This window comes from Stenotrophomonas sp. ZAC14D2_NAIMI4_6, from assembly GCF_003086875.1.
Classification (GTDB): Bacteria; Pseudomonadota; Gammaproteobacteria; order Xanthomonadales; family Xanthomonadaceae; genus Stenotrophomonas.
Window position 1 is genome coordinate 3635489 of sequence record NZ_CP025996.1, and the last position, 25945, is coordinate 3661433.

Genomic DNA, 25945 nt, shown 5'->3' on the forward strand with positions numbered 1-25945 from the left:
CGCCATGGACTCCCCCGCCCCCTCCTTCATCGTCAATCTGGACGTGCCCGACCTGGCCGCGGCCGAGGCGTTCTACACCCAGGCGTTCGGCCTGCGCATCGGCCGTAGGCTCGGCGCGGGCGCCACCGAACTGCTGGGCGGGCCCACGCCGCTGTACCTGCTGCAGAACGCCGACGGCAGCGCCGCCGCCGACGATGGCGATGTGCGCGACTACGAGCGCCACTGGACGCCCATCCACCTGGACTGGGTGGTGGACGATATCAACGCCGCCCTGTCACGCGCGGTCGCCGCCGGTGCGCTGATCGAACGCCCGGTCAGCGAGCGCGCATGGGGCCGGCTGGCCGTGCTGGCCGACCCGTTCGGGCATGGCTTCTGCCTGCTGCAGTTCGTCGGCAAGGGGTATGACGCGTTGGTGGAGTGATCGGGGCCAGCCATCCACGCATGGCGTGGATCTACTGCATTGCTGCGCTTCACTGCCGCAACATATCCACGAACGCGCGCAGCGCCGACGCCATCTGCCGCTGCTTGGGGTAATACAGCACGAAGCCGGCGAACGGTTCGCTCCAGTCCTGCAGTACCGCCACCATGCGCCCGGCCTCGATATGCGGTCGGGCGGCATCTTCCAGCACATACGCCAGGCCGAAGCCATCGATCACCGCGCGGATGATGGTGGTCTGCTCACTCAGCGTCAGCCGCCCGCGCACGTCGATGTCCAGCGATTCACCGCCGCGGTCGAACTGCCATTTGTACAGGTGCCCGCTGGCGAAGCGGAAGCGAATGCACTCGTGCTCCAGCAGGTCACGCGGGTGCTGCGGGGCCGGGTGCCGCCGCAGGTAGTCCGGCGAGGCGACTATCATGCCGCGCAGCGCCGGCCCCAGTGGCACCGCCACCATGTCCTCGGGCACGAACTCGTGCAGGCGCACGCCGGCGTCGTAGCCTTCGCCCACAATATCCACCAGACCGTCGTTCTCGGTCAGCTCCAGGCGCACATCGGGGTGCGCATGCAGGAAGCGGGTCAGCCGCGGGCCGAGCTGGGTCGGCACGGCCGCGCGCGCGGCGTTGATGCGCAGCAGGCCGGTGGGGCTGGCCCGGAACTGGTTCATTTCCTCCAGCGCCTCGTGCACCTGGCCCAGCGCCGGCTGCAGCCGCTGCAGCAGCCGCTGGCCGGCTTCGGTCAGGGCCACGCTGCGGGTGGTGCGGTGGAACAGGCCCACGCCCAGCCGCTCTTCCAGCGCGCGGATCGCGTAGCTCACCGCCGAGGTGGACAGGGCCAGTTCGGCCCCGGCCCGGCGGAAGCTGCGGTGCCGGGCCACCGCGGCGAACGCGGCCAGGTGGGTCAGGTTGTCAGTGGCCATGATTGTGCAGTCCCACTTGATGAATCATGCCGATATCCGGGGTTCTTACCCCCGCGCGAGGGGCGTATTGTAAAACGCCTTTCGACAAACCCCGCCAAGGATTCCCCATGTCCCTCGCCCTCGGTTATGCGGTGCGCAGCAACACCGCCCCGCTCGAACCCATCAGCTTTGAACGCCGCGCGGTCGGCGCCAACGATGTGCGCATCGAAGTGCTGTACAGCGGCATCTGCCATTCCGACCTGCACCAGGCCCGCGACGACTGGGGCGGCGCCGAGTATCCGATGGTGCCGGGCCACGAGATCATCGGCCGCGTGGTGGAAGTCGGCCCGGGCGTGACCACGCTGAAGGCCGGTGATTTCGCCGGCGTCGGCTGCATGGTCGATTCCTGCCGCCACTGCGACGCCTGCGACCACGACCTGGAGCAGTACTGCGAAAAGGGCCCGACCTACACCTACAACAGCCGCGACCGCGTCACCGGCGAACTGACCCAGGGCGGCTATTCCGACCACATCGTGGTGGAACAGCGCTTCGTGGTGAAGGTGTCCGAGAAGCTGGACCTGAAGGCTGCCGCGCCGCTGCTGTGCGCTGGCATCACCACCTGGTCGCCGCTGCGCCACTGGAAGGTCGGCCCCGGCCAGAAGGTCGGCGTGATCGGTCTGGGTGGCCTGGGCCACATGGGCGTGAAGTTCGCCAAGGCCCTGGGCGCGCACGTGGTGATGATCACCACCACCCCGGAAAAGGGTGCCGACGCCAAGCGTCTGGGCGCCGACGAAGTGCTGGTCTCGCGCGATCCGGCGCAGATGAAGGCCCACGCCAACAGCTTCGATTTCCTGCTCAACACGGTACCGGTCAGCCATGACACCAATCCGTACATGAGCCTGCTCAAGCGCGACAGCACCATGTGCCTGGTCGGCGTGATCACCGAACTGGACCCGGCGCTGATGGGCGCCAGCGTGATCTTCGGCCGCAAGCACGTGACCGGCTCGGCCATCGGCGGCATGGCCGAAACCCAGGAAATGATGGACTTCTGCGCCGAGCACGGCATCGTGGCCGACGTCGAAGTGATCGACATCAAGAACGTCAACGACGCCTGGGAGCGCATGGCGAAGAACGATGTGCGCTACCGCTTCGTGATCGACATGGCCACCATCAAGGCCTGACCGCCGCGGTGATGGAACGAAAAAACCCCGGCACTGCCGGGGTTTTTTCATGGTGCACCGTCGGCTGACACGTTCAGCCCAGTCAAATCAACCGACACCGCCGGCGCAATGCGGAATGCATTTCATGAAGACGTCCGCAGGCTGTTGCTCCGCCTGCTCCGCCAATGCCTGCAGAAAGTCCGCATAGGATCTTACGGCGGGCAGATCCCGGTAGTCCGATCCTGCCCAGAACACGAACCCGATGTTCATCTCGAACGCACGCTTCACCAGCCGGGCGATACGCGAGCCTTCCACATCCGAGTTCGATCTGATGCGCAGGTAGACGTCGTTGATCAGATCACTGGCATCCCCGCCAACTGCGGCGCAGCTGACTACCTGCTCCGACGCGGGAAAGTAGAGATCGGCAACGCCAGCCAGGAAATCACTGTTCCGCGCTGGCGCCAGCTCATCACGCCAGGTCCCTTCTGCGGCAGGGTTCTGTTCGAACAGGATGAACTGGCTCATGGCATGGACCGGTAGCGCCGGGCCATGCCCGGCGGCCACGCGATGCCTCAGTAAGCAAACTCGCGGAACACCGGATCCACGTCGCCGTGCCAGCGGCCATGGAACAGCGCCAGCTTGCGTTCGGCCGGGGTCAGGCCCGATTCGACGATTTCCTGCAGCACGTCCAGGAACTTGCTTTCGTCCTGGCCATCGGCATTGCGCGCGGCGCGGCGCTTCAGCCCTTCCACGGAAATCTTCACCGCTTCGCGGGCCAGGTCGCGCACGGTGCCGTTGCGGAACGGCAGGCCCATGGCGTACTTCGGCACGCCATCGCGCAGCGCATGGCGCTCGGCCAGGGTGAAGTCACGCACCAGGTCCCAGGCGGCATCCAGCGAGGCATCGTCGTACAGCAGGCCCACCCAGAACGCCGGCAGCGCACACAGGCGGCTCCACGGGCCACCGTCGGCGCCGCGCATTTCCAGGTATTTCTTCAGGCGCACTTCCGGGAACGCGGTGGTCATGTGGTCCGACCAGTCGCGCAGGGTCGGCAGCGCACCGGGCAGCACCGGCAGCTTGCCCTGCATGAAATCGCGGAAGCTCTGCCCGCTGGCATCGTGGTAGATGCCATCGCGGTAAGAGAAGTACATCGGCACGTCCAGCAGATAGTCGACATAACGCTCGTAGCCGAAGCCATCCTCGAACACGAAGTCGAGCATGCCGGTGCGGTCGGCATCGGTGTCGGTCCAGATGTGCGAGCGGTAGCTCAGGTAGCCGTTCGGCTTGCCTTCGGTGAACGGCGAATCGGCAAACAGCGCGGTGGCGATCGGCTGCAGCGCCAGCGACACACGGAACTTCTTCACCATGTCCGCTTCGGTGGCGTAGTCCAGGTTCACCTGCACCGTGCAGGTGCGGGTCATCATGTCCAGGCCCAGCGAACCGACCTTGGGCATGTAGTTGCGCATGATCTTGTAGCGGCCCTTGGGCATCCACGGCATCTCATCGCGCGTCCACTTGGGCTGGAAGCCCATGCCCAGGAAGCCCAGCTGCAGTTCGCCGGCCACCTGTGCCACTTCATTCAGATGCGTGCCGGTTTCCACGCAGGTCTGGTGGATGGTTTCCACCGCCGCGCCCGACAGTTCCAGCTGCCCCGCCGGCTCCAGCGTCACCGATGCGCCGTCGCGCAGCAGGGCGATGGTGTTGCCGTTTTCCTGCACCGGTTCCCAGCCGAAGCGCACCAGGCCGTTGAGCAGCGCCTCGATGCCGCGATCACCGTCGTAGGTGGGCGGGCGCAGATCGTCCAGGCGGAAGCCGAACTTCTCGTGCTCGGTACCAATGCGCCACTGCGCGCGGGGCTTTTCACCGGAGGCAAGCACCTCGACCAGCTGCGTGCGGTCGGTAATGGGCGTATCGGCGACGTGGCTGGGGCTCGACAAGGGGGTGGCTCGCTGTGCAGGGGGCTGGGGATGTGGGGCCCAGGGCCTTCCATCGCAAGGGCGCACTATAGCGTGGCGGTTCACCGCGTCATGCCACTGTGACGGGTTTCAGCATCCTACCGACGGCCCCTTGACCCCCGTACACTGGCGCGCATGAGTCGCCATTCACGACACCCCGAGCTGCACCGGACCGACCGTGTCGGCTGGCTGCGCGCCGCCGTGCTGGGTGCCAACGATGGCATCGTCTCGGTGGCCGGCCTGGTGGTGGGCGTGGCCGCCGGTGGCGCATCGGCCAGCACCGTGCTGGCCACGGGCATTGCCGGCACCGTGGCCGGCGCGATGTCGATGGCCGCCGGCGAATACGTTTCGGTGCAGACCCAGGCCGATACCGAAGCGGCCGACCTGGCCGTGGAAAAGCGCGAACTGCACGAAGACCCGCACAGCGAACTGGACGAACTGACCGCCATCTACCGCCACCGCGGCCTGCAGCCGGCACTGGCACGGCAGGTGGCCGAACAGCTCACCGCCCACGATGCACTAGGCGCACATGCCCGCGACGAACTGGGCATCACCGATACGCTGCGCGCGCGACCGCTGCAGGCGGCGCTGGCGTCGGCGGCGGCCTTCACCTGCGGCGCAGCGCTGCCGGTCGTGACCGCGCTGCTGTCCGCCGCAGAGCGGGTTGCCGCCATGACCACCATCGCCACCCTGCTGGGCCTGTGCGTGACCGGTGCGCTGGCCGCCCACGCCGGCGGTGCCGCGCCGGTACGCGGCGCCCTGCGGGTGATGGTCTGGGGTGCAGTGGCGATGGCCGCGGCCGCCGCGATCGGCCGCCTGCTGGGCGCACACATCACATGACCGGCCAACCGCCGCCCGCCACCACGCTGCTGGCCGAACTGGCCAGCCTGGCCCACTGCGGGCGCGCCGAAGGCTATGCCTGCATCACCGCGCGGCGCGAACACGGCGCCAGTTCGGTTGAGATTCCGCAGCCGCAGTTCGCCATCCTGCTGGAGGGCCGCAAGCAGGTGCGCACCGCGCACCAATCGCTGGAGTACGCACCGGGCGACATCCTGCTGGTCACCCAGCGCTGCCGCATCGATGTGGTGAACACCCCCGATCCGCGCACCGGGCGCTACCTGAGCGCCATCGTGCCGCTGTGTGCCGAAGCGCTGGCCGCAGCCCGCACGCTGTGGAACGAACCCCTACCGGCACCGGGTGCCAGCGTGGCGCGGCTCGCACTACACGATCACGGCCCCCTGCTGCGGCAGTGGCGCCAGCACCTGCAGGACGGCCACTACAGCGAAGCACGCCTGGCGCTGGCCAGCCTGGTCCTGGCGTGGTGCCGCAGGGGCCACGGCAACCTGCTGCTGCCGCAGGCGCCCACCCTGGGCGAGCAGATCCGCGACCGCATCGCCACCGACCCCGCGCGCGACTGGCAATCACGCGATGTGGAAGCGCAGTTCGCGCTGAGCGGCGCCACCCTGCGCCGCCGCCTGGCGGCCGAACAGACCAGCCTGCGCCAGCTACTGACCGAAGCGCGCCTGGCCCACGGCATGAACCTGCTGTACACCACCGACCTGCCGCTGAAGACCGTGGCCGCCCGCGCGGGCTATCGCTCCGCCGCCAGCTTCAGCAAGCGTTTCGCCGAGCAGTACGGTCTTTCCCCCAGCGAGATCTAAGGGGGGGGTATCGGCAGGGCTGCGCCCTGCACCTGCTCAGAGCAACGTCAACGTCAACGTCAACGTCCAGAGCGGGCTCTCCGTGGGATGGCGGGGCGGTGTCGGAGTGCGGGGACGCCGCAAGTACGTCCATGTAGGCTTGGCAGCCGCATCCATGCGGCTGACACCCCGCAATCCGACACCGCCCCACCTCTGACAGATTCCGGCGGCTGTTGGTAACTGCGACTGTTGTTGCGCGCGGCTGTTGGTAGGTGTCGACCTTGGTCGACACATCTGTCAGATATCGAATTCCAGATTGGGGTCAGAGCCCGTTGCGCAGCAACGGGATCCGACCCCGTGCCGTTCCAACAGCGCGCGGAAATCTGTCGAAGGCGGGGTGGGTCCGGTTGCGGGGGCGTGAGCGCCATGGATGGCGCGACCGAGGCTACATGGACGTACTTGCGCCGTCCCCCGCAACCGGACCCACCCCGCCATCCCACGGAATGCACGCTTTTGCCGTTGACGTTGCTCCAGGCAGGTGCAGGGCTGCAAGCCCTGCAAACAAACTCCCCCCACCCTGAGCATTGCGCGCACTGCTTTGAGCGCATCGCGCGCCGCCCGCACGGCACGCTGCACAGCGACGGAATCCTCCGCCTCACCCAGGACACCCCATGACCCCGCGTCACCTGCCGCTGTGCGGCGCCCTGCTGCTGGCCATTGCCGGCCTGCCCACGGCTGCGCTGGCCGAAGCCACCTCCCCCGCCCCCACCCAGCAGGTGCCCGGCGTCTACCACCAGCGCATCGGCAACCTGCAGGTCACCGCGCTGTTCGACGGCGTAGTGGCACTGGGTCGACAGGAAGTGGTGGGCGTACCGCCTACCCTGGTCAGCCGCCTGCTGGAAGGCCACTACGTGCCCGAAGACAGCAAGGGCCTGCAGACCGCCGTGAACGCCTACCTGGTGCGCCAGGGCAACCACCTCACCCTGGTCGATACCGGCACCGCGCAGTGCTTCGGCCCCGGCCTGGGCCAGGTGCTGGCCAACCTGCGCGCCGCCGGCGTCGACCCGGCGCAGGTGGATGACATCCTGCTCACCCACGCCCACCCCGACCACATGTGCGGCGTGCTCGATGCGCAGGGCCAGCCGGCCTACCCCAATGCCACCGTGTGGCTCACCCAGGCCGATGCCGATTACTGGCTGGACCCGGCCAGCGCGGCCAGTGCGCCCGAAGGCGTGCGCTTCGCCTTCCCGCTGGCCCGCAACGCCGTGGCGCCGTACCAGGCCGCTGGGCGCCTGCGCACCTTCCAGCCCGGCGACGCGCTGCCCGGTGGCGCGGTGGCCATGGACACCCACGGCCACACCCCCGGCCATGTCTCCTACCGGTTCGACAGCCAGGGCCAGTCACTGCTGGTGTGGGGCGATGTGCTGCACTTCCATGCGGTGCAGTTCGCGCACCCGGAAGCCGCGTTTGAAGCCGATGCCGATCGCCCGGCGGCCACCGCCAGCCGGCGCAGCGTGCTGCAGCAGGCCACCGCCAAGGGCTGGTGGGTGGCCGGCGCGCACCTGCCGTTCCCCGGCCTGGGCCACGTGCGCAGCGAAGGCCAGGCCTATGCCTGGGTACCGGCGGAATATTCGCCGCTGAAATGAGGTGACGCCGGGCATGGCCCGGCGCTACCGGTACCCTTCAGCAGACGCCGCCAACGGGTAGCGCCGGGCCATGCCCGGCGAACGCACCGACAGCCGCTTATTCCAGCCCCAGCCAGCCGCCGATCACCCCGCGCGCTTCTTCCACGCCGGTACGGTCTTCGCCGGAAAACACCTGCACGCTCACCGTATCGCCATAGGCCGAATGCAGTTCCTTGCGCACCTTCTGCAGGGTCTGCATCTGCTGGCTGCGGCTGAGCTTGTCGGCCTTGGTCAGCAGTGCATGCGCCGGCAGGCCACGCTGCACGGCATAGGCCAGCATCTGCCGGTCGTAGTCCTTCAGCGGGTGGCGGATATCCATCACCACCACCAGGCCACGCAGTGCCTCGCGGGTGCGGAAGTACTTGTCGATGAAGGCCTGCCAGTGTGCCTGCAGCTCCAGCGGCACCTTGGCATAGCCGTAACCTGGCAGATCGACCAGGCTGGCTTCCGGGGTGATCTGGAAGAACACCAGCTGCTGGGTGCGGCCGGGCGTCTTGGACACGCGGGCCAGCGCGTTCTGCCGGGTCAGCGCGTTGAGGGCACTGGACTTGCCAGCGTTGGAGCGGCCGGCGAAGGCCACTTCGGCCCCTTCATCGGGCGGCAGCTGCCGCGCGTTGTGGGCCGAGAGGTGGTAGCGGGCGCGTTCGATGAGCAATGACATGTGCGTAGGATCGCATGTTGCGGCGCCGCGCGCCCGCCCGGGGCACCGTGGGTCCGGAAAATGCTGCGCTGCTTCGTTGACCGTGCGCGGAAACGGCGTTGATAATCCGGGCGATGCCGGTCGCTGCCGCCCGGCCCGGTCCAAACGGAGCTTCAGCATGCGCCACGCTCGCGTTCTTGCCGTATCCGCCCTTGCCATGGCCGTGGTGGTTGCCGCCGCTGCCTTTGCGCAGACCACCCTGGTCCCGCTGCCCGACAATGGCCCGATCCAGACCGCCTCGCTCGAGGTGGATTTCAGCAAGACCACCTGGGGCAACGCCAAGGAAGGCCAGGGCAAGGCGGCCGCCTGCGCGGCCTGCCACGGCGCCGATGGCAATTCCACAGTCGAGATGTACCCGTCCATTGCCGGCCAGAGCGAACGCTACGTGGCCCAGCAGATGGCGCTGATCGCCAACGGCCAGCGCAGCTCCGGCGCCGCCGTGGCCATGGTGCCGTTCGTGCAGAACCTCACCCCGCAGGACATGCGCGACATCGGCGCGTTCTTCGCCACCCAGAAGGCCGCCGCCGGCATTGCCGACGACACGCCGGTGGCCGACGGCCCCTACAAGGGCATGAAGTTCTACGAAATCGGCCAGCAGCTTTACCGCGGCGGCGATGCCCAGCGCGGCCTGCCGGCCTGCATGGCCTGCCACGGCCCCAGCGGCGCCGGCAATCCGGGCCCGGCCTATCCGCATATCGGCGGCCAGCACGCCAGCTATGTCGCCCGGCGCCTGCAGGAATACCAGGCCGGGCAGACCCACGAAGCCGACAAGGCGCACTTCCAGATCATGGCGGCCATCGCCCAGAAGCTGACCGAACAGGAAGTCCAGGCCCTGTCCAGCTACCTGCAGGGTCTGCACAACCGCGCCGACGACGTGGCCGCGCAGACCACCGCCATGCCACCGGCCGCCGCCCCCTGACGGCCATTGGTCGGCGCGGGTCGCCACGGCGGCCCGCTGCTGCGGTATGTTTCCTTCACGCCGGCGGCTGCGCCGGCGTTGTTATTTTCAATGGAGATGCACGTCGATGAGGTTGATGTCCCGCCTGTTGCTGTCCCTGCTGGTGCTGCTGCCGCTGGCGGCCTGCGCCGCCACCCCTGCCAACGCCCCGCTGGTGGAAGGCAAAGATTACGAGCGCATCGCCCAGCCCGGCCCGTTCCAGCCGCTGGCTGGCAAGATCGAAGTGGTGGAAGTGTTCGGCTACACCTGCCCGCACTGCGCCCACTTCGAGCCGCAGCTGGCCGCCTGGGCCGCCAAGCTGCCGGCCGACGTGCGCTTCACCCCGGTCCCGGCCGCCTTCGGGGGTCCGTGGGATGCCTGGGCCCTGGCCTATTACGCCGCCGATGAAGTAGGCGTCGCCAAGCGCAGCCATGCAGCGGTGTTCAAGGCCCTGCACGAAGACGGCTCGCTGCCCATGCAGAACGTGTCGGCCGATGAACTGGCCACCTTCTACAAGGCCTACGGCGTGGCCCCGGACCGCTACAAGCAGGCCCTGCGCGGTGAAGCCGTGCAGCAGAAGGTCGCCGCCGCCCGTGCCTTCGCCAAGCGCACCCAGGTGCCGGGCACCCCGGCCATCATCATCAACGGCCAGTACTTGGTGCGCGGCAACAGCTTCGAAGACCAGCTGCGCATTGCCTCGGCGCTCATCGCCCAGGCCCGCGCCAGCCGCGGCCGCTGAACCAATCCCGACCCTGCACACGGCGCATCCGCCGCCGCGTGTCATCATTTCCCCCTGGCCGGCGTTCACCCGCCGGCCCCACCATTCCAGATGCTGGAGACGTTTCCATGAAGACCCGTTACGCCGCCCTCGCACTTGCAGCGCTGCTGCCGATCCTGGCCGCCTGCAAGGCCGACGACGGCACCGCCAATACCACCGCGCCGGCTGAACCGGCAGCGACCCCGGCCACCACCGAGACCCCGGCCCCGGCCGCCGAGCCGGCCGCAGGCAGCGAAAGCGCCGCCCCCGCCGCCGAAGGCAGCACCGCCCCGGCCGACGCCGCACCGGCGGCCGCACCGGCCCCGACCACCACCGCGCTGACCGGCCCGGCTCCGGTGGAAGGCGCCGACTACCAGCTGATCCCGAACGGCCAGCCGTTCCAGCCGGCCGCTGGCAAGGTAGAAGTGGTGGAAATCTTCGGCTATGTCTGCCCGGCCTGTGCCGCCTTCCAGCCGCTGGTGGGCCCGTGGAAGGCTGGCCTGCCCAGCGACGTGAACTTCGTCTACGTGCCGGCCATGTTCGGCGGCACCTGGGATAATTACGGCCGCGCCTTCTACGCCGCGCAGACCCTGGGCGTGCAGGAGAAGTCGCACGAAGCCCTGTACCAGGCCATCCACGTGCAGAAGACCCTGAAGGGCGAGCGCGGTGCCGACTCGGTGGAAGATATCGCCAAGTTCTACGGCGCCTACGGCGTTGATCCCAAGCAGTTCGCCGCCACCATGGGCAGCTTCGCGGTGAACGCCAAGACCAACTCGGCCAAGCAGTTCGCCCAACGCAGCCAGATCTCCGGCACTCCGTCGATCATCGTCAACGGCAAGTACCTGGTGAAGGGCAAGGGCTTCCCGGACATGCTGCGCATTGCCGACCACCTGATCGCCCGCGAGCGCGCGGCCGCCCAGGCGCATTGATTCCAGAGACGTTTCCCCGGTCGTGACTTCCCCCCACACACGGACCCTGCGCTTGCTGACGGCCAATATCCAGGCCGGCTCAAGCACCCGCCGCTACAGCGACTATGTGACCCGCAGCTGGTCACATGCGCTGCCGGCGGGGCGCAAGCGCAGCAGCCTGGATGCGATCGCCACCCTGGCCCGCAACCATGACATCGTCGGCCTGCAGGAGGCCGACCCGGGCAGCCTGCGCTCCGGTTTCACCAACCAGACCCACTACCTGGCCCAGCGCGCCGGCTTCAATTACTGGAGCCACCAGCCGAACCGGCGCATGGGCGGTGTAGCGTCCAGCGCCAACGGCCTGCTGAGCAAGCTGGAACCGGTGGAAGTCCAGGACCACGCCCTGCCCGGCCGCATCGGCGGGCGCGGCGTGCTGCTGGCCAAGTTCGGCGATGGTGCCGACGGCCTGGCCGTGGCGGTGGCCCATCTGTCGCTGGGCGCAGGTTCGCGCATGTCGCAGCTGGGCTTCATTGCCGAACTGCTGTCCGACCACCCCAACGCGGTGCTGATGGGCGACTTCAACTGCCTGGCCGAACGCCCGGAAATGCAGGTGCTGTACCAGAAGACCCAGCTGCAACCGCCCGGCTGCGCGGTGCCCACCTTCCCCAGCTGGCGCCCGGACCGGGCGATCGACCACATCCTGGTCAGCAGCAACCTGCAGACCCGCAGCGTGGAAGCGGTGCCCGCCGCGTTTTCCGATCACCTGGCCCTGGCCATGGCGATCGACGTGCCGGCCGACGCCCTGCGCTGACCAGCCGCCCGGCCCTGGTGGGTGCGGACCGTTGGTCCGCACTTCGCCGTAGAGTCGAGCTTGCTCGACTGACGAAATAATTGGCCCCGCGAAGAGCAGTCGAGCAAGCTCGACTCTACACTCGGTGGCATGAGCACTCCGCCCTCCCCCGCCCGACGCCTGCGCCGCTGGTTGCTGCGCGGCCTGCTGCTGCTGATCGCCCTCATCGCCGCGCTCACCGTCTGGAACAGCCCCTGGGCCGCCGCACCGAAGCTGCTGTGGTCGCTGTCGCGCATGCCGCCGGCGCAGCAGCTGCCGGTGCCTGTGGACGGCGTACGCCCCCGGCAGATTGCCGATACCTTCGGCGCCCCACGCGGGCGCGACCGTACCCACGCCGGCATCGACATCTTCGCCAAGCGCGGCACGCCGGTGCGCAGCGTCACCACCGGGGTGATCGCCGATGTGCGCGACGGCGGCCTGGGCGGGCGCCAGGTCTGGGTGATCGGCCCCGCACGCGAGCGCTACTACTACGCCCACCTGGACAGCTGGGCCGAGGGTCTGGCGCGGGGCCAGATCGTGCAGGCCGGCGACCTGCTGGGCCACGTGGGTGACAGCGGCAACGCCCAGGGCACCCCGCCGCACCTGCACTGGGGCATCTACGGCGCCGACGGCGCACGCGACCCGCTGCCGCTGCTGCGTTGATCGCAGGACGCCGCGCCTTTGTAGAGTCGAGCTTGCTCGACTGCGGTTGCCCGTACCACCTCGCGCGCCGCATCATCACCACACTGCCAGGGAGAGCACCGATGGGCCTGTTGCGCGCCGCACCGTTGTTGATCACGATCCTCACCCTGGTCACCGGCTGCAGCACCCTGCGGGCTCACCGCGACCCGTGGTGCGGGCACCTGGCAGCCTTCGCCAACAGCGCGCAGGTGGAAACCGCACAGTCGATCGAACTGGTCACCGACTGGGCGGAATGGAGCAAGTGGTGCGTAGACCATGGCACCGAAGCGGGCCAGCAGTTCTGTCGCTGGCTGATCCCCAACACATCGACTGAATTCGCCTCGGCCAATATCCGCCACGCGCTGGCCTGTCTGGATCCCACCGCCCTGCACGCAGGCCGTTCGCGCAGCACACCGGTGTACATGACCGGCAAGGTGCAGGTGTACGGCGCACCCATGATCGATGAAGACGTGATGGTCACCGTCGAGTACGCCGATGGCATCGAGGGACAGTTGCCGCACATGAAGATCCAGGCCCAACGCGACCCGCCTTTGTAGCGTCGAGCGTGCTCGACTGCCGTTGCTTTGCCGCAGTCGGGCTTGCTCGACGCTACCGCCGGCCAGGAGACGACCGGCCCATTTGTAAATAGAAACAATTCCCATTACGATATTTGCGTTTTCCGGGCGGCCAGGACGGTCGTCCACCATCACAATGCCCAGCCCCCGTCCTGCCCGCAGGACCGGGCCAGCGGCGTGAGAACCCCACCAGCCGCGGCGCCAGACCATCCGGGAAGCCGGTCGGACGCACGCACGTGCCCGTCCAGGAACCCCCATGATCCGTTCAACCCCTGCCCTGCTGCCGCATCGCCTGTCCGCGGCGGTACTTTCCGCCCTGTGCCTGGCCGCCGCGCCGGCCGCCTTCGCCCAGACCGCCGCTGCCGACCCCACCACCCTGGACAAGATCGTGGTGAAGGGTGAGCGCGCCGAAGGCTATTCCGTGCGCCGCACCTCGGCCGGTACCCGCTTCGACCTGGCACCGCGCGAGATTCCGCAGTCGGTCAGCATCATCAGCCACCAGCGCATCGAAGATCAGAACCTGGATGACATCATCGACGTGCTGGCCAACACCACCGGCGTCAGCAGCACCCAGTCCGATACCGAGCGCACCGAGTTCTACTCGCGCGGCTTCTACATCGACAGCTACCAGTTCGACGGCCTGCCCACGCAGATGGTGCAGAACTGGAGCTACGGCGATTCCGGCCTGGACCTGGCCCTGTACGACCGCGTGGAAGTGGTACGCGGTGCAACCGGCCTGCTGACCGGTGCCGGCAACCCGTCGGCGTCGGTGAACCTGGTGCGCAAGCACGCCGACAGCGCCGAACTGACCGGCAGCGTGTCGGTGAACGTGGGCAGCTGGGGCCGCACCCGCAGCACCGTGGACGTGACCACCCCGCTGAACAAGAGCGGTTCGGTGCGCGCCCGCGTGATCGGCAGCTACCTGGACACCGACGCACAGATGGACCGCTACAACCAGCACAAGACGCTGGGCTACGCCGTCATCGACGCTGACCTGACCCCGGACACCCAGCTGAGCGTGGGTTACGACTACCAGCAGAAGCGCGCCAACGGCGCCACCTGGGGTGGTTTCCCGATGCTGTTCTCCGATGGCACCAGCACCGGCTACGACGAATCGTTCAACGCCAGCCCGAACTGGACCTACTGGGACACCACCAGCAAGCGCGCCTTCGCCACGTTGGAACATGCCTTCAACGAAGACTGGAAAATCCGCATCGGCGCGACCCATGACGAGACCAAGGCCGACGACAAGCTGTTCTACCCGGCCTACAACGACTGGGTCACCGGCGCTTCGTACTTCGACAAGAACACCGGTGCCGGCATCTCGCCGTCGGCCGGCTTCTACAACACCGAACGCAAGGTCAATGCGGTGGACGGCTACTTCAGTGGCGCGTTCGAGCTGTTTGGCCTGAAGCACGAAGTGATGGGTGGCCTGAGCTACAACAAGCGCGAGTACGCCAACTACGGCGACTACCAGATCGGCGGTGCCGGTCTCGCCTGGGACCCCTTCTCCAGCTACCTGAACTGGAACGGCAACATCAGCGAACCGAACTGGAATCCGCTGGCGCTGGCCAGCGAAGGCACCATCACCCAGAAGGCCGCCTATGCCGCTGCACGCCTGTCGCTGGCTGATCCGCTGAAGCTGATCGTGGGCGCGCGCTACACCGACTGGAAGAGCGAAGGCGAAGGCGCTGACCGTTCGCACAAGGTCACCACCCCGTATGCCGGCCTGGTGTTCGACATCAACGACACCTACTCCACCTATGCCTCGTACACCGAGATCTTCCAGCCGCAGATGCTGAAGGACCGCAACGGCAGCTACCTGGACCCGGTGGACGGCAAGAGCTACGAAGTGGGCGTGAAGGGTGCCTGGTTCGACAACCGACTGAATGCTTCGGTGGCCGTGTTCCGCATCGAGCAGGACAACGTGGGCCAGTCCACCGGTGAGCCGGTCATCGGCGGTACCGGTGGTGAAACCGCCTACGTGGCCGCACGCGGCACCGTCAGCCGTGGCTTCGAGTTCGAACTGAACGGTGAACTGGCCCCGGGCTGGAATGCCACCTTCGGTGCCTCGCGCTACGTGGCCAAGGACATCAACGATGCCGACATCAACACCAACCTGCCGCAGACCGCGCTGAAGCTGTTCACCAGCTACACCCCGCAGTCGCTGCAGGAACTGACCGTCGGCGGTGGTGCCAACTGGCAGAACCGCATCTACTACGCGGTGCCGGCCTACGGTCGCATCGAACAGAGCGGCTACGCCCTGGTCAGCGCGTTCGTGCGTTACCGCCTGTCGCCGGAATGGAGCGTGCAGGCCAACCTGAACAACCTGCTGGACAAGAAGTACCTCTCGCAGATCAACGGCTACGGTGCCTACGGCGACGGCCGCAACGGCTCGATCACCTTCACCTGGTCGTTCTGATGCAGACGCGGCGCCGGCTCAACCCGGCGCCGCCATTGCGTAGCGCCGAGCCATCCTCGACCGCCCTGCTTTTGTAGAGTCGAGCTTGCTCGACTGCTCTGCTCTTGTAGAGTCGAGCCTTGCTCGACTGCCTTGCTCTTGTAGAGTCGAGCCTTGCTCGACTGCCTTGCCCTTGTAGAGTCGAGCTTGCTCGACTGAACCGCCGAAAAGCAGTCGAGCAAGCTCGACTCTACCAAAGCGCAGCAAGCCCCCCACGCGATCGGTCACAGCACAGCAAGCCCCCCACGCGATCGGTCACAGCACAGCAAGCCCCCCGCGCGTGCGGTCCAAAGCACAGCAAGCACCCCGCGCGGTCGGTCACAGCACAGCAAGCACCCCGCCCGATCCCAGCGCCACAAGCACCGCGCCGGGGTGATCCCGGCGCGGTGCTCTCCCATCAGAACCGCAGATCCGCGCGCAGGTACCAGTAGCGCCCACGCGGAATGTCATACGTCGAGGCGTCGTAGCCGTTCAACGAGCACGACAGGCAGATCGGCGGATCCTTGTCGAACACGTTGTTCAGGCCCGCGGTCAACTGCAGCCCCTTCATCCATTCAATCCGGTAGCCCACCTGCGCATCGTGGAAGGTGGTGGCCGCCAGCGTGTTGGTGCCCGCCGCCTGGTCGCTGCACACCGCGAACGCCACCGCATCGCCACAGTCTTCGGTCAGCTCGGAAATGTGGCGCATCGTCCAGTTCGCGCTCCAGTTGCCCAGCGTCCAGCCCAGCGACAGATTGCTGGTCCATTCGGGAATGGAGCTGTCAGCCACTTCGATGCCCGGCCCCTGCGGCTGCTTCTGCCCGGCCGCGCCGGTGGCCTCGTAACGGCCCACGAAGGTGTTCTGCCAGCCGATCTTGAACTGGCCGGCCGCGCTCTGCGGCAGCGTCCAGTGCAGGTCCACGTCCCAGCCATCGGTCTTGATCGAGCCCAGGTTGGTCAGGCGGTTGTTGAAGCCGTTGATGCCGCCGGTGCTGGCGCGGGTGATGCCATCGCAGTACAGCGGGTCCAGGGTATCCACGCACAGGTCCAGCTGGGTCTGCGCGTTGATGGCCTGGATCGCACCGTCAATGGTGTGCCGGTAGAAGGTCACGTCCACATCAAAGCGCTCGGACCAGCTGGTGTTGTTGCCGAACCACGGGCTCCACACGAAGCCGGCGCTGAAGCTGCGCGAACGCTCCGGGTCCAGCTCGCGGTTGCCGCCGGTGGTCACCGAGATCTGCGAATTGGCCTGCTGGAAACCGGTCGGCACGCCCAGCGCGGCACAGTTGGCCGCACTGCCACGCGGTGCGGTGCCACCCAGGCCGATCGAGCACGGGTCGAAGATCTGCAGGTCGGCACGCGCGGCCGAACCATACAGTTCACCGATCGAAGGTGCGCGGAAGCCCTCGGCATAGGTGGTGCGCAGCACGAAGTCGTTGGTCACCTGCCAGCGCAGGCCGTACTTGGGTGTGAACTCGCCACCGAAGGTGGAATAGTCCGAATAGCGCCCGGCCAGGCTCAGGTCCAGCTTGCCGCCATACGACGGCGCGGCGAACAGCGGCACGTTCAATTCCAGGTACGCTTCATTCACATCGTACGAACCGGACGTCGGCTGCGACGGCACGCCGTTGTAATGGCCGATCACCGTCAGCGGATCCGGCTGGTACCAGCCCTCGTACTTGCGGTGCTCCAGACCGGTAGCGAAGGACACCGCACCTGCCGGCAGGTTGAACAGCTCGCTGGACAGGTTGGCGGTGAACAGGGTCAGTTCGTTCTGGCTGCGGTCGCGCACCACCGGCTGGATCCACTGCAGCATGGCCGGGGTGATCGAGCCGGCGCCACCGAAGATATCCAGCGGCACGCAGCCCGGCGTGGCCGCGCAGATGGCCGGATCGCCCAGCGCCAGGTTGATGTTGTAGATGTTGTAGCTGCCGTAGTTGGTCTGGGTGGCCTTGTTCTTGCTGTACATGCCGTTCACGTCCCAGTACCACTGGCGGTCGGCCGCCTGGAAATTACCCTCCAGGCCGGTGGCGAAGTACTGCGTGTCCACCTTCTGCTCGAACACGCGCGCGCCGCCTTCCAGCGGGCGCCGGCCAATCATGATCAGGTTGTCCGACGAATCCAGGGTGAAGCCGAACGGGTTGTAGGGGTTCAGCGCGGAAATGACGATGTTGTCGGCCAGCGGATTGCCGGTGCCCGCTTCGGGACCGAAGAACAGCGGCTCCGGCGCGGCCTGGTTGGTCGATTCGCGGCGGTTGCCCAGTGCCTTCACGTACCACTGCACGTTGTCGCTGAAGTCGAAGCGGAACTGGCCGAAGATGCCTTTGCGCTCCGACGGCGTCAGCACCATGTTGTATTCGGCGAAGTTGAAGCGATCGGCCGTGCCGAAGCAGTGGTAGCCATCGGTGCGGTCGCAGCCGTCACCGCCGTTGTAGGTGGGCCGCGCACCGGCGTTCGGGGTCAGGTCGTGGGTGGTGCCGGTGTTGGGGTCGGTGAAGATGAAGCGGCCGTCGGGCGTGGCCGAACTGCCCAGCGCCAGGCCGGTGCCCGGTACCGGGAAACGCGACTGCTCGCGGTCACGCGCATACACCGCGTCCTGCTTGGTCCAGCTGCCGCCCACGAACAGGCTGTAGCGGTCACCGCGCGTACCCCAGGCCAGGTCCACGCCCTTCTGCGTGCCATCGCCCTTGCTGTATTCACCGTAGTTCAAGGTGACCTGGCCGCCATCGAAATCGCGACGGGTGATGATGTTGACCACGCCGGCAATCGCATCGGAGCCGTACAGCGACGAGGCGCCGTCTTCCAGCACTTCGATGCGCTCAACAATCGCCAGCGGAATGGTGTTCAGATCGGTGGCCGCGCCCACGCCGGAAGCGGACGATTCATTCACCCAGCGGATGCCATCGACCAGCACCAGCACGCGCTTGGCGCCCAGGTGGCGCAGATCGACCTGCGCCGAACCGGCGCCCACACCGCTGCCGTCGGGTGGGAAGCCGAAGTTGCCGGAAGAATTGAACTTGGCATTGAGCGCCGAACCGGAACCGGTCAACTGCTGCAGCACCTCGCCGATGGAGTTCAGGCCGGTGCGTTCGATCTCGCTGCGGGTCAGGGTCTGGATCGGCACCTGGCCTTCCACTTCAGCGCGCTTGATGCGCGTGCCGGTTACTTCAACGCGGTCCAGATCGGTGGTGGATTGGGCCGCGGCACTCATCGGTGCCAGAGCCGTCACGCACAGGGCGACGGCAACCGCCAAGGGGCGGTGATGCAGGTACTTCATTCGCTCTCTCTCCAAAGGAATGTCGGGACAGTGACTGCCGCGCTCCCTCCTGCATGGCGGCAGCGTCTCCTTTGTAAACAACCTGTAAAAATGACGACGTGATGAAGAACACTCTTTCACGTGCTTTTGACGAATGAACCAACCGTATCCGCAGCGCTGGCGAACGATTAGGAATTGTTTGAAATCCAAGTGCCCCAGCAAACTTGCGTGCAGCTTCATCACAGACTGAGGCTTCCGACGCTCAACGCGAGGTCTCATCGTGAAAGCACTCAGTGCCGTGCTGCTGCCCGCAGCGCTCCTTGCAATTGCCCTGCTGTCATTGCCCACCAACGCCCGCGCGGGCGGGCTGGTCGAATGCAACAACTGTGCGTCCCCCCGGGATGCGGCGCTGCCATCGGGCGCTGGCCTGACGGTGGTCATGGATTTCGAGCGAGCACGACTTACTGCATTCAACGTCGAATACGATCGCGAGTTCAGAAAATGGCGGGCCCTTCCCACCCCGGTGCCCAATCAGATCCAGATGGCGTTCCTGCGCATCGTCGACGGCACTTCCACAACCCTGGATCAAGGGGCTGACCGTGCAGCGTGGCGACAGCAGCCGCATGTCCTGTAGCTGGGACGGCCGGACGGTGTACTGCCGCCAGTACTGAGCGCCAGACCGGCGTTGAGTAGGTAGAGCCCCTCAACGCCGGTTGCACCGTGTCAACGCACGAACGCGATCCGCTGCATGCCCGTGGCCTCAGCCGCGGCCAGGATACGCGCCATGCCTTCGTACTCGGCCGAAGGGTCGCTGCTGATGCGCAGCTCCGGCAGGTTGCCGGCGTGCTCGCCCGCCTGCGCACGCAGACGCTGCTGCAGATCACCGATGGCCATTGGCTGCCCGTTCCAGCTCAACTGGCTGGCCGCATCCAGGCGCAGCTCGATGGGCGGCGGCGGGTCCGGCCGCTGTACCACCCGGTCGGTGGCCTGCGGCAGATCCACCGTGATCGGCCGCGCCACGATCGGTGCGGTCACGATGAAGATGATCAACAACACCAGCATCACATCCACCAGTGGCGTTACGTTGATCTCAGCCAGTGGTCCGCTTCGTCCTGCGCTACTGAATGCCATGTGCCGCTCCCTGCAGCAGGGCCGCCTGCCCTGTGGCCGAACTTACGCCGCACATCGCCCACACTGGCAGTGCTGCGCAGGTAGTCGTTCAGCCGCCGTTTGCCCGCACCACACGTGCACGCTGCGCGAAACTGAATTCAGCCACGGCCCGCTATGCTGGGGCCATGACCCGACGCTCTTCGACCGCCCTGTCCCTGTTCCCGCTGGCCACCACGCTGCTGATCGGCTGCGCCAGTGCCCAGTCCCTTGATGCCCAGAGCGGCCAGTTGAAGGCCGCATTGGACGCCGCCGAACGCGGCCAACTGGCGCCGTCGCAGGCGGCCGCGCTCAGCCGCCACCCGGCCTATGGCTGGGTCGAGTTCGCCCAACTGCGGCGCAACATCGACAGCGTGGACAACGGCCAGGCGCAGGCCTTCCTGAAGCGCTATGACGGCCAGGCCGTGGCCAACAGCTTCCGCAGCGTGTGGCTGCCCTCGGTGGCCCGTCGCCAGGACTGGCCCACCCTGCTGGCCAACTGGGCGCCGACCGAAAACCTGGGCCTGCGCTGCGCGCAGCTGACCGCCCGCCAGGCCACCGGCAAGGTGGATGCGCAGTGGACCAGCGAAGCGCAGGACCTGTGGCGCAAGAACGGCAAGTCGCTGCCCGATTCCTGTGATGCGGTGTTCGCCGTGCTGCAGGCGCAGGGCGGCATGAGCGATGCCCTGCGCTGGGAACGCATCGATGCCGCTGCCGATGCCCAGCAGCCGGCGGTGATGCGCAGCGCCGCACGTGGCCTGCCGGCCGCCGAGCTGGCCCAGGCCAACAGCTACGCCGCCTTTGTCGACCGCCCCAATGCCAGCGCGTTGAACTGGCCGCGCACCGAGCGCAGCCGGCGCATCGCCACCGACGGCCTGGAAAAACTGGCCAAGGCAGACCCCGGCGCCACCGAACAGCAACTGCCGCAGTACGCACAGGCGCTGGGCCTGAGCGCCGAGCAGCAAGGCCAGGTGCGCTACCAGATCGCGCTGTGGACCGTGGCCTCGTACCTGCCCGATTCGGCGCGCCGCCTCAATGCCGTGCCCGAATCGGCCTACGACGAGCGCCTGCACGAATGGCGCGCCCGCGAGGCGATGTCGCGCGGCGATTGGCCGGCCGCGCTGGCCGCGATCCGCAAGATGGGCAGTAAGCAGCGCAGCGATTCGCGCTGGGCGTATTTCGAAGGGCGCATGCTGGAAAAAACCGGGCAGGTGCAGCAGGCACAGCCGCTGTTCCGCGATGCCGCGCGCGCGCCAACCTTCCACGGCTTCCTGGCGGCCGACAAGCTGCAGCAGGCGTACACGCTGTGCCCGTGGAAGCCCAACGACAGCGCCCAGGCGCAGGCCGCGGTCGCCCGCGATCCGGCCATCCAGCGCGCCATGGCGCTGTACCAGATCGACCGCACCGGCTGGGCCGTGGCCGAATGGAACAGCGCGCTGTCGCGCTTCGATGACACCCAGCGCCGCCTGGCCGTGCGCGTGGCGCAGGACAACGGCTGGTTCGACCGCGCCGTGTTCGCGCTGGGCAAGCAGCCGCAGGAACAGCGCCTGTACGACCTGCGCTTCCCGCTGCACCACGACAGCACCATCCGCCGTGAATCTGCGCGCAACGCCATCGACCCGGCCTGGGTGGCCGCCGAGATCCGCGCCGAGAGCACGTTCACCCCGCGCGCGCGCTCGCCTGCCAATGCCATGGGCCTGATGCAGGTACTTCCCACCACCGGTGCAAGCGTGGCCAAGTCGATCGGCCTGACCGGCTACGGCGGCGCCGACAGCCTGTACGACCCGGACACCAACATCGCCATCGGCACCGCGTACCTGCGCCAGCTGATGAACAAGTACGACGGCCTGCCCTACGTGACCATCGCCGCCTACAACGCCGGGCCGACCCCGACCGCCCGCTGGCAGACCCAGCGCCCGGGCTTCGACCCGGACCTGTGGATCGAGACCATCAGCTACAAGGAAACGCGCGAATACGTGGCCCGCGTGCTGGCCTTCAGCGTGATCTACGACTGGCGCCTCAACGGCAATGCGCTGCCGCTCAGCGACCGCCTGATGGGCCGCCTGGTGGACAAGCGCAAGGCCTTCACCTGCGCCACCAATGCCGAGCAGGGCGGGGATTGATCAACGCGGCGGGTGCCGCCGGGCTTGCTCGACCGGCACTGGTAGAGTCGAGCTTGCTCGACTGCTGTTGGTAGAGTCGAGCTTGCTCGACTGCTGTTGGTAGAGTCGAGCTTGCTCGACTGCTGTTGGTAGAGTCGAGCTTGCTCGACTGCTGTTGGTAGAGTCGAGCTTGCTCGACTGAATCCACGCAGTCGAGCAAGCTCGACTCTACGAAGTCGCCCGGTTGCGCACCCTCGACGCCACCACCCGTCATGCGATCATCCTCACCATGAAGATCTATCTTGTCGGCGGCGCCGTGCGCGACCGCCTGCTGCAGCGCCCCGCCGGCGACCGTGACTGGGTGGTGGTCGGCGCCACCCCCGCGCAGATGGAAGCGCAGGGCTACACCGCCGTGGGCCGCGATTTCCCGGTGTTCCTGCATCCGAAAACGGGTGAGGAATACGCACTGGCGCGCACCGAACGCAAATCCGGCCGCGGCTATCGCGGCTTCGTGGTCGATGCCGATCCGGCGGTCACCCTGGAAGAGGATCTGCAGCGCCGCGATTTCACCATCAACGCCATTGCCTGCGACGAAGACACCGGCACCCTGGTCGACCCCTACGGCGGTGCGCGCGATCTGCAGCAGCGTGTGCTGCGGCATGTCGGCCCGGCATTCGTGGAAGACCCGCTGCGCGTGCTGCGCGCGGCACGCTTCATGGCGCGCTTCGCGCCGCTGGGCTTTACCGTCGCCGACGAAACCATGGCGCTGATGCGCGAGGTCGCCGCCAGTGGCGAACTGGATGCGCTGGTGCCCGAACGCGTCTGGCAGGAACTGCGCAAGGCGCTGGTCTGCGAACGCCCGTCCGCCTTCCTGCGCACGCTGCACGACGCGCACGCGCTGGGTCCCATCCTGCCGGAACTGGAAGCACTCTACGGCGTGCCGCAGCGCGCGGAATTCCATCCGGAAGTCGACACCGGCATCCACCAGGAAATGGTCAGCGACATGGCCGCGCGCCTGGCACCGGGCGATGATCTTGTGGGCTTCGCCGCCCTCACCCACGACCTCGGCAAGGGCCTGACCCCGCAGGACGAATGGCCGCGCCACATCATGCACGAGCAGCGTGGCGTGACGCCGCTGAAGGAACTGTGCGCGCGGCTGAAGATTCCCACCGAGCACCAGCAGCTGGCGGAGGCAGTCTGCCGCGAGCACTTGAACGTGCACCGCATCGACGAACTGCGCGATGCCACCGTGCTGGAACTGCTGGGCCGTTGCGATGCGCTGCGCCGGCCCGAGCGGGTGGCGCGCATCGCGCTGTGCTGCGAGGCCGACAAGCGCGGCCGGATGGGCTTCGAAGACAGCGATTACCCGCAGGGCGAAACGCTCAAGCGCCTGCACCAGGCCGCGCTTTCAGTGCAGGCGCGCGATCTGGATACCACCCACCTGAAAGGCCCGGCCATTGGCGAAGCGCTGGCCAGGGCGCGGGTGAAGGCGATTGCGGCGGCGCGCTGAGCGCGGTCAGTGCGCCATGCCGCGGGTAATCGCCGCGGCGCGCTCCTTCAGCTGGGCCACGGCATCGGGAATCATCTCCATGCCCACGTCCAGGCCGGGGTTCAGCACCAGGCCAACGCCCTCGCCAATGCCCGACAGCAGCGCGTGCACGGCAATCGGCATGGCGTGGGCGAACTGCGGCAGCTGTTCGTGCCACAGCTCGGCACGTTCCGGCGCGGTGAACACCGCAAACATCGGCTCGCCGCTTTCGCTGGTCAGCACCAGCGGTGAAATGCTCTCGTCCCAGGCGCCATCTTCACCAATGGCCTTGTCCAGCAGCACGAACACCGGCGCGGTCAGCAGGCCGTCCAGGAACTGCGCGGCGGTCAGCGTGCCGTCCTGTGCCTGCAGCAGGCGGACCTCCAGGTCGTTGGTGGGTTCAAACGGCGTGTCGTGGTCCATGGTCGCTTCCGGTACGTGATTGCTGGGCTCCACTTTAGCAGGCCGGGAGCTCAGGCCAGATAGCCTTGCCGCCACATCCACCCCACCACCGCCAGCCCAGCCACCACCCCCAGCATCAGCGGCAGGCCAAAGCGGTGCCGGAACGGAATCGGCACCCCGCCCAGCTGCTGGTCCAGGGTCTCGGTGTCCAGCACCCAGCCATGGCCGCAGCCGGTGCAGGCCAGTTCGTAGCGGCGCTGGTAGACGAAGCCGAACAGCAGGTCGATGCGCGCCATGCGGTAGCGCAGCTGCGGAGCGAAGTCGGTTTCTGTCTGGCAGCGCAGGCAGTGGTGTGCCTCGGTCGGGCCGACCACCACCACCCGTTCCTGCTGGCCGATCAGCAGCATCGTTCAGCCTCCGCTACACGCCGGCTGTGCCAGCAGCCACGCCTGGGCGGCGGCAACGGTGGCTGCAGCGCCGCGGGTATGCTCGTCAGGCACGATCTTCCGCCCATCGCCGCGACCGTGGCGGTCCTGCATCACGCTGGTGGTCAACACCAGGGAACTGCCATCGACCAGCGACCGCACCACGTTGGCGGTGGACACACCGCGGGTGGGTTCGCCGAAACTGCGCGTCTGCGGGCGACCACGGAATGCCAGCGCCGTCGCTTCGCCGGCACTGGCGGTGTGCGGCCCGGTCAACACGGCCACGGGCGCTGCGGCATGCTTCAGCTGATAACCCGGCTTACCCAGATCAACGATGGCGCCCGCGCCCAGACGCAGGCCAGACGGTGTGGACTGCCAGGCGGAAGGGCCGTCGACGGTGACGAACGCGCCCACGGTCTCGTCATCTCCGGCGGTCATCCGCAGCAACGGGGCGACGCCCAGCAGCATGGGCCACATGTTGCCGCCGGTGTTGCCGCGCAGATCCACGATCCAGCCGCAGCGCGCGCCGTTGTCCTGCGCACCGATGGTCGCCTGCCAGCGCGCGGCGCGGTGCTGCATCTTCTGCTGCAGCTCCGGGCCGGGAACGATGGAAAACGCGCCGATCTCGACCCAGCCGATGCGTGGGTCAACAGGCGGTATATCGGTCGACGTGGCCGTCATGCCTGCGGTGGCGTTGGCGGCGCCGGCGGTGTTGGCCCGTCCAGGGCGCTGCGCTTCCGCGCGCATCCGCTTCGGGCTGAGCCACGCACCGTGCCCGCCCGAACTGCGGCCAATGGCTTCCTTCAGTACGTCGCGTATTTTCTCCGGGTTGCCCTGCGCTGCACTCATGCGTGCACGGATCTCCGGCCAATCCACGCGATCACGGTAGAGCGCCTCGCGCTCCAGCAGGTCCACCAGTTCGATCTGGGCCTGCCGCGTGGGCAGTTCGATGGCGTGGGCAGGTGCCGCCATTGCGGCGGTCAGTGCCAGAATCGTGGTGCGGAAACCCATGGGCATTCGACGTTCCTTCGCCGGAAGATGGAGGAACGAGGATACGCCCTTGGACGTCGCGCGACGTGTCGTGTTTCGCACTCCTGGGCCACCGCAGGATTTGCAACTTTGCTCATGGCTGCGCTGCAGTGAAACCGCGAAGGTGGCTTTGCCAACGCACGCTGCGCTGGCCGGGATTGGCGTCCTGAATCAAACATTCAAGCGATCGACTTGCCGACTCAGCGGCAATTACGACAATGCATCGGCTCGCCCATGGCGGGCGGTGCGTGGGGATCCTCGCGATCCGTCGGCTTTTTCGCTTGGATTTTGACCGGCACGCCAACCCGCACCGCCCGCCACCTTGCACGACGCAGGTGGCCTTGCATGCCGGCGCACTGGTTCATGACGTTGTCGGTAGCCGCCGGTAGCGTCGAGCTTGCTCGACTGCCTTGCCAACAGCCGTCGAGCAAGCTCGACGCTACGGGTCATAGCGTG

24 protein-coding genes are annotated in these 25945 nt (G+C 67.4%); 15 read left to right on the forward strand and 9 right to left on the reverse strand.

The window, feature by feature from the left end:
• The first annotated feature begins 4 nt into the window (after positions 1 to 4).
• Positions 5 to 421 (forward strand): VOC family protein, encoded by a 417-nt coding sequence (locus C1933_RS16545; protein WP_108754133.1) that lies wholly within the window; start codon positions 5 to 7, stop codon positions 419 to 421.
• Between the two features lie 49 nt (positions 422 to 470).
• Here the strand turns inward: C1933_RS16545 and C1933_RS16550 are convergent, their stop codons facing one another.
• Entirely contained in the window at positions 471 to 1355 is an 885-nt protein-coding gene (locus C1933_RS16550) for a LysR family transcriptional regulator (RefSeq protein WP_108754134.1), read from the reverse strand.
• A 107-nt stretch (positions 1356 to 1462) separates the two neighbouring features.
• On the opposite strand from C1933_RS16550, the gene C1933_RS16555 reads away from it, so the two are divergent.
• Positions 1463 to 2515, forward strand: a complete 1053-nt coding sequence (locus C1933_RS16555) for an NAD(P)-dependent alcohol dehydrogenase (RefSeq protein WP_108754135.1) — start codon at positions 1463 to 1465, stop codon at positions 2513 to 2515.
• Positions 2516 to 2602: 87 nt separating this feature from the next.
• Here C1933_RS16555 and C1933_RS16560 read toward each other — a convergent pair whose 3' ends face one another.
• Both C1933_RS16560 and C1933_RS16565 read right to left on the reverse strand, forming a co-directional pair.
• The gene (locus C1933_RS16560; RefSeq protein ID WP_108754136.1) at positions 2603 to 3019 is read right to left on the reverse strand and encodes a hypothetical protein; all 417 of its coding nucleotides are present in this window, start codon (positions 3017 to 3019) and stop codon (positions 2603 to 2605) included.
• A gap of 47 nt (positions 3020 to 3066) precedes the next feature.
• On the reverse strand, positions 3067 to 4431 hold the full coding sequence (locus C1933_RS16565; protein WP_108754137.1) for a glutamate--cysteine ligase: 1365 nt from the start codon (positions 4429 to 4431) through the stop codon (positions 3067 to 3069).
• Between the two features lie 153 nt (positions 4432 to 4584).
• On the opposite strand from C1933_RS16565, the gene C1933_RS16570 reads away from it, so the two are divergent.
• The 3 genes from C1933_RS16570 to C1933_RS16585 all read left to right on the forward strand — a co-directional run bounded on the left by C1933_RS16570 (position 4585) and on the right by C1933_RS16585 (position 7735).
• Positions 4585 to 5289: a VIT family protein gene (locus C1933_RS16570; RefSeq protein ID WP_108754138.1), complete on the forward strand. Its 705-nt coding sequence runs from the start codon at positions 4585 to 4587 to the stop codon at positions 5287 to 5289.
• The gene (locus C1933_RS16575; RefSeq protein ID WP_108754139.1) at positions 5286 to 6110 is read left to right on the forward strand and encodes a helix-turn-helix transcriptional regulator; all 825 of its coding nucleotides are present in this window, start codon (positions 5286 to 5288) and stop codon (positions 6108 to 6110) included. The genes C1933_RS16570 and C1933_RS16575 overlap by 4 nt, the downstream gene beginning before the upstream one ends.
• 650 nt (positions 6111 to 6760) lie before the next feature.
• Positions 6761 to 7735 (forward strand): MBL fold metallo-hydrolase, encoded by a 975-nt coding sequence (locus tag C1933_RS16585; protein WP_108754141.1) that lies wholly within the window; start codon positions 6761 to 6763, stop codon positions 7733 to 7735.
• 97 nt (positions 7736 to 7832) lie between these two features.
• Here C1933_RS16585 and yihA read toward each other — a convergent pair whose 3' ends face one another.
• Positions 7833 to 8435: a ribosome biogenesis GTP-binding protein YihA/YsxC gene (gene yihA, locus C1933_RS16590; protein WP_108750547.1), complete on the reverse strand. Its 603-nt coding sequence runs from the start codon at positions 8433 to 8435 to the stop codon at positions 7833 to 7835.
• Positions 8436 to 8592: 157 nt separating this feature from the next.
• Here yihA and C1933_RS16595 point away from each other — a divergent pair, with 157 nt between their 5' ends.
• The 7 genes from C1933_RS16595 (at position 8593) to fhuE (ending at position 15583) form a co-directional block, all read left to right on the forward strand.
• Positions 8593 to 9393: a c-type cytochrome gene (locus C1933_RS16595; RefSeq protein ID WP_108754142.1), complete on the forward strand. Its 801-nt coding sequence runs from the start codon at positions 8593 to 8595 to the stop codon at positions 9391 to 9393.
• A gap of 106 nt (positions 9394 to 9499) precedes the next feature.
• Positions 9500 to 10150, forward strand: coding sequence for a thiol:disulfide interchange protein DsbA/DsbL (locus C1933_RS16600; RefSeq protein WP_108754143.1), 651 nt, complete (start codon positions 9500 to 9502; stop codon positions 10148 to 10150).
• Between the two features lie 107 nt (positions 10151 to 10257).
• On the forward strand, positions 10258 to 11097 hold the full coding sequence (locus C1933_RS16605) for a thiol:disulfide interchange protein DsbA/DsbL (RefSeq protein WP_108754144.1): 840 nt from the start codon (positions 10258 to 10260) through the stop codon (positions 11095 to 11097).
• Positions 11098 to 11149: 52 nt separating this feature from the next.
• Positions 11150 to 11887, forward strand: a complete 738-nt coding sequence (locus tag C1933_RS16610) for an endonuclease/exonuclease/phosphatase family protein (protein ID WP_199911379.1) — start codon at positions 11150 to 11152, stop codon at positions 11885 to 11887.
• 129 nt (positions 11888 to 12016) lie between these two features.
• Positions 12017 to 12568 carry a M23 family metallopeptidase gene (locus C1933_RS16615; RefSeq protein WP_108754146.1) on the forward strand — a complete coding sequence of 184 codons (552 nt, stop codon included), beginning with the start codon at positions 12017 to 12019 and terminating at the stop codon, positions 12566 to 12568.
• Between the two features lie 101 nt (positions 12569 to 12669).
• Complete coding sequence (locus tag C1933_RS16620; protein ID WP_108754147.1) at positions 12670 to 13143, forward strand: hypothetical protein; 474 nt, start codon at positions 12670 to 12672, stop codon at positions 13141 to 13143.
• A 274-nt stretch (positions 13144 to 13417) separates the two neighbouring features.
• Positions 13418 to 15583, forward strand: coding sequence for a ferric-rhodotorulic acid/ferric-coprogen receptor FhuE (fhuE, locus tag C1933_RS16625; RefSeq protein WP_108754148.1), 2166 nt, complete (start codon positions 13418 to 13420; stop codon positions 15581 to 15583).
• A 436-nt stretch (positions 15584 to 16019) separates the two neighbouring features.
• Here fhuE and C1933_RS16630 read toward each other — a convergent pair whose 3' ends face one another.
• Positions 16020 to 18878: a TonB-dependent receptor gene (locus C1933_RS16630; RefSeq protein WP_108754149.1), complete on the reverse strand. Its 2859-nt coding sequence runs from the start codon at positions 18876 to 18878 to the stop codon at positions 16020 to 16022.
• A 259-nt stretch (positions 18879 to 19137) separates the two neighbouring features.
• On the opposite strand from C1933_RS16630, the gene C1933_RS16635 reads away from it, so the two are divergent.
• Positions 19138 to 19491 carry a hypothetical protein gene (locus C1933_RS16635; RefSeq protein WP_159094012.1) on the forward strand — a complete coding sequence of 118 codons (354 nt, stop codon included), beginning with the start codon at positions 19138 to 19140 and terminating at the stop codon, positions 19489 to 19491.
• An 89-nt stretch (positions 19492 to 19580) separates the two neighbouring features.
• On the opposite strand, the gene C1933_RS16640 is transcribed toward C1933_RS16635, so the two are convergent.
• Positions 19581 to 19988: a biopolymer transporter ExbD gene (locus C1933_RS16640; protein WP_108750536.1), complete on the reverse strand. Its 408-nt coding sequence runs from the start codon at positions 19986 to 19988 to the stop codon at positions 19581 to 19583.
• A 164-nt stretch (positions 19989 to 20152) separates the two neighbouring features.
• Between C1933_RS16640 and C1933_RS16645 the strand changes: the two genes are divergently transcribed.
• Together C1933_RS16645 and C1933_RS16650 are read left to right on the forward strand one after the other, a co-directional pair.
• Positions 20153 to 22126: a transglycosylase SLT domain-containing protein gene (locus C1933_RS16645; protein WP_108754151.1), complete on the forward strand. Its 1974-nt coding sequence runs from the start codon at positions 20153 to 20155 to the stop codon at positions 22124 to 22126.
• A gap of 268 nt (positions 22127 to 22394) precedes the next feature.
• Positions 22395 to 23615, forward strand: coding sequence for a multifunctional CCA addition/repair protein (locus C1933_RS16650; protein WP_108754877.1), 1221 nt, complete (start codon positions 22395 to 22397; stop codon positions 23613 to 23615).
• 6 nt (positions 23616 to 23621) lie between these two features.
• On the opposite strand, the gene C1933_RS16655 is transcribed toward C1933_RS16650, so the two are convergent.
• From C1933_RS16655 to C1933_RS16665, 3 genes are read right to left on the reverse strand one after another with little or no spacing between them, the layout of a single operon-like run.
• Complete coding sequence (locus C1933_RS16655; RefSeq protein ID WP_108750534.1) at positions 23622 to 24056, reverse strand: SseB family protein; 435 nt, start codon at positions 24054 to 24056, stop codon at positions 23622 to 23624.
• Between the two features lie 50 nt (positions 24057 to 24106).
• Positions 24107 to 24442 carry a hypothetical protein gene (locus C1933_RS16660; RefSeq protein WP_108754152.1) on the reverse strand — a complete coding sequence of 112 codons (336 nt, stop codon included), beginning with the start codon at positions 24440 to 24442 and terminating at the stop codon, positions 24107 to 24109.
• 3 nt (positions 24443 to 24445) lie between these two features.
• The gene (locus tag C1933_RS16665; protein ID WP_108754153.1) at positions 24446 to 25477 is read right to left on the reverse strand and encodes a S41 family peptidase; all 1032 of its coding nucleotides are present in this window, start codon (positions 25475 to 25477) and stop codon (positions 24446 to 24448) included.
• Positions 25478 to 25945: the final 468 nt, after the last annotated feature.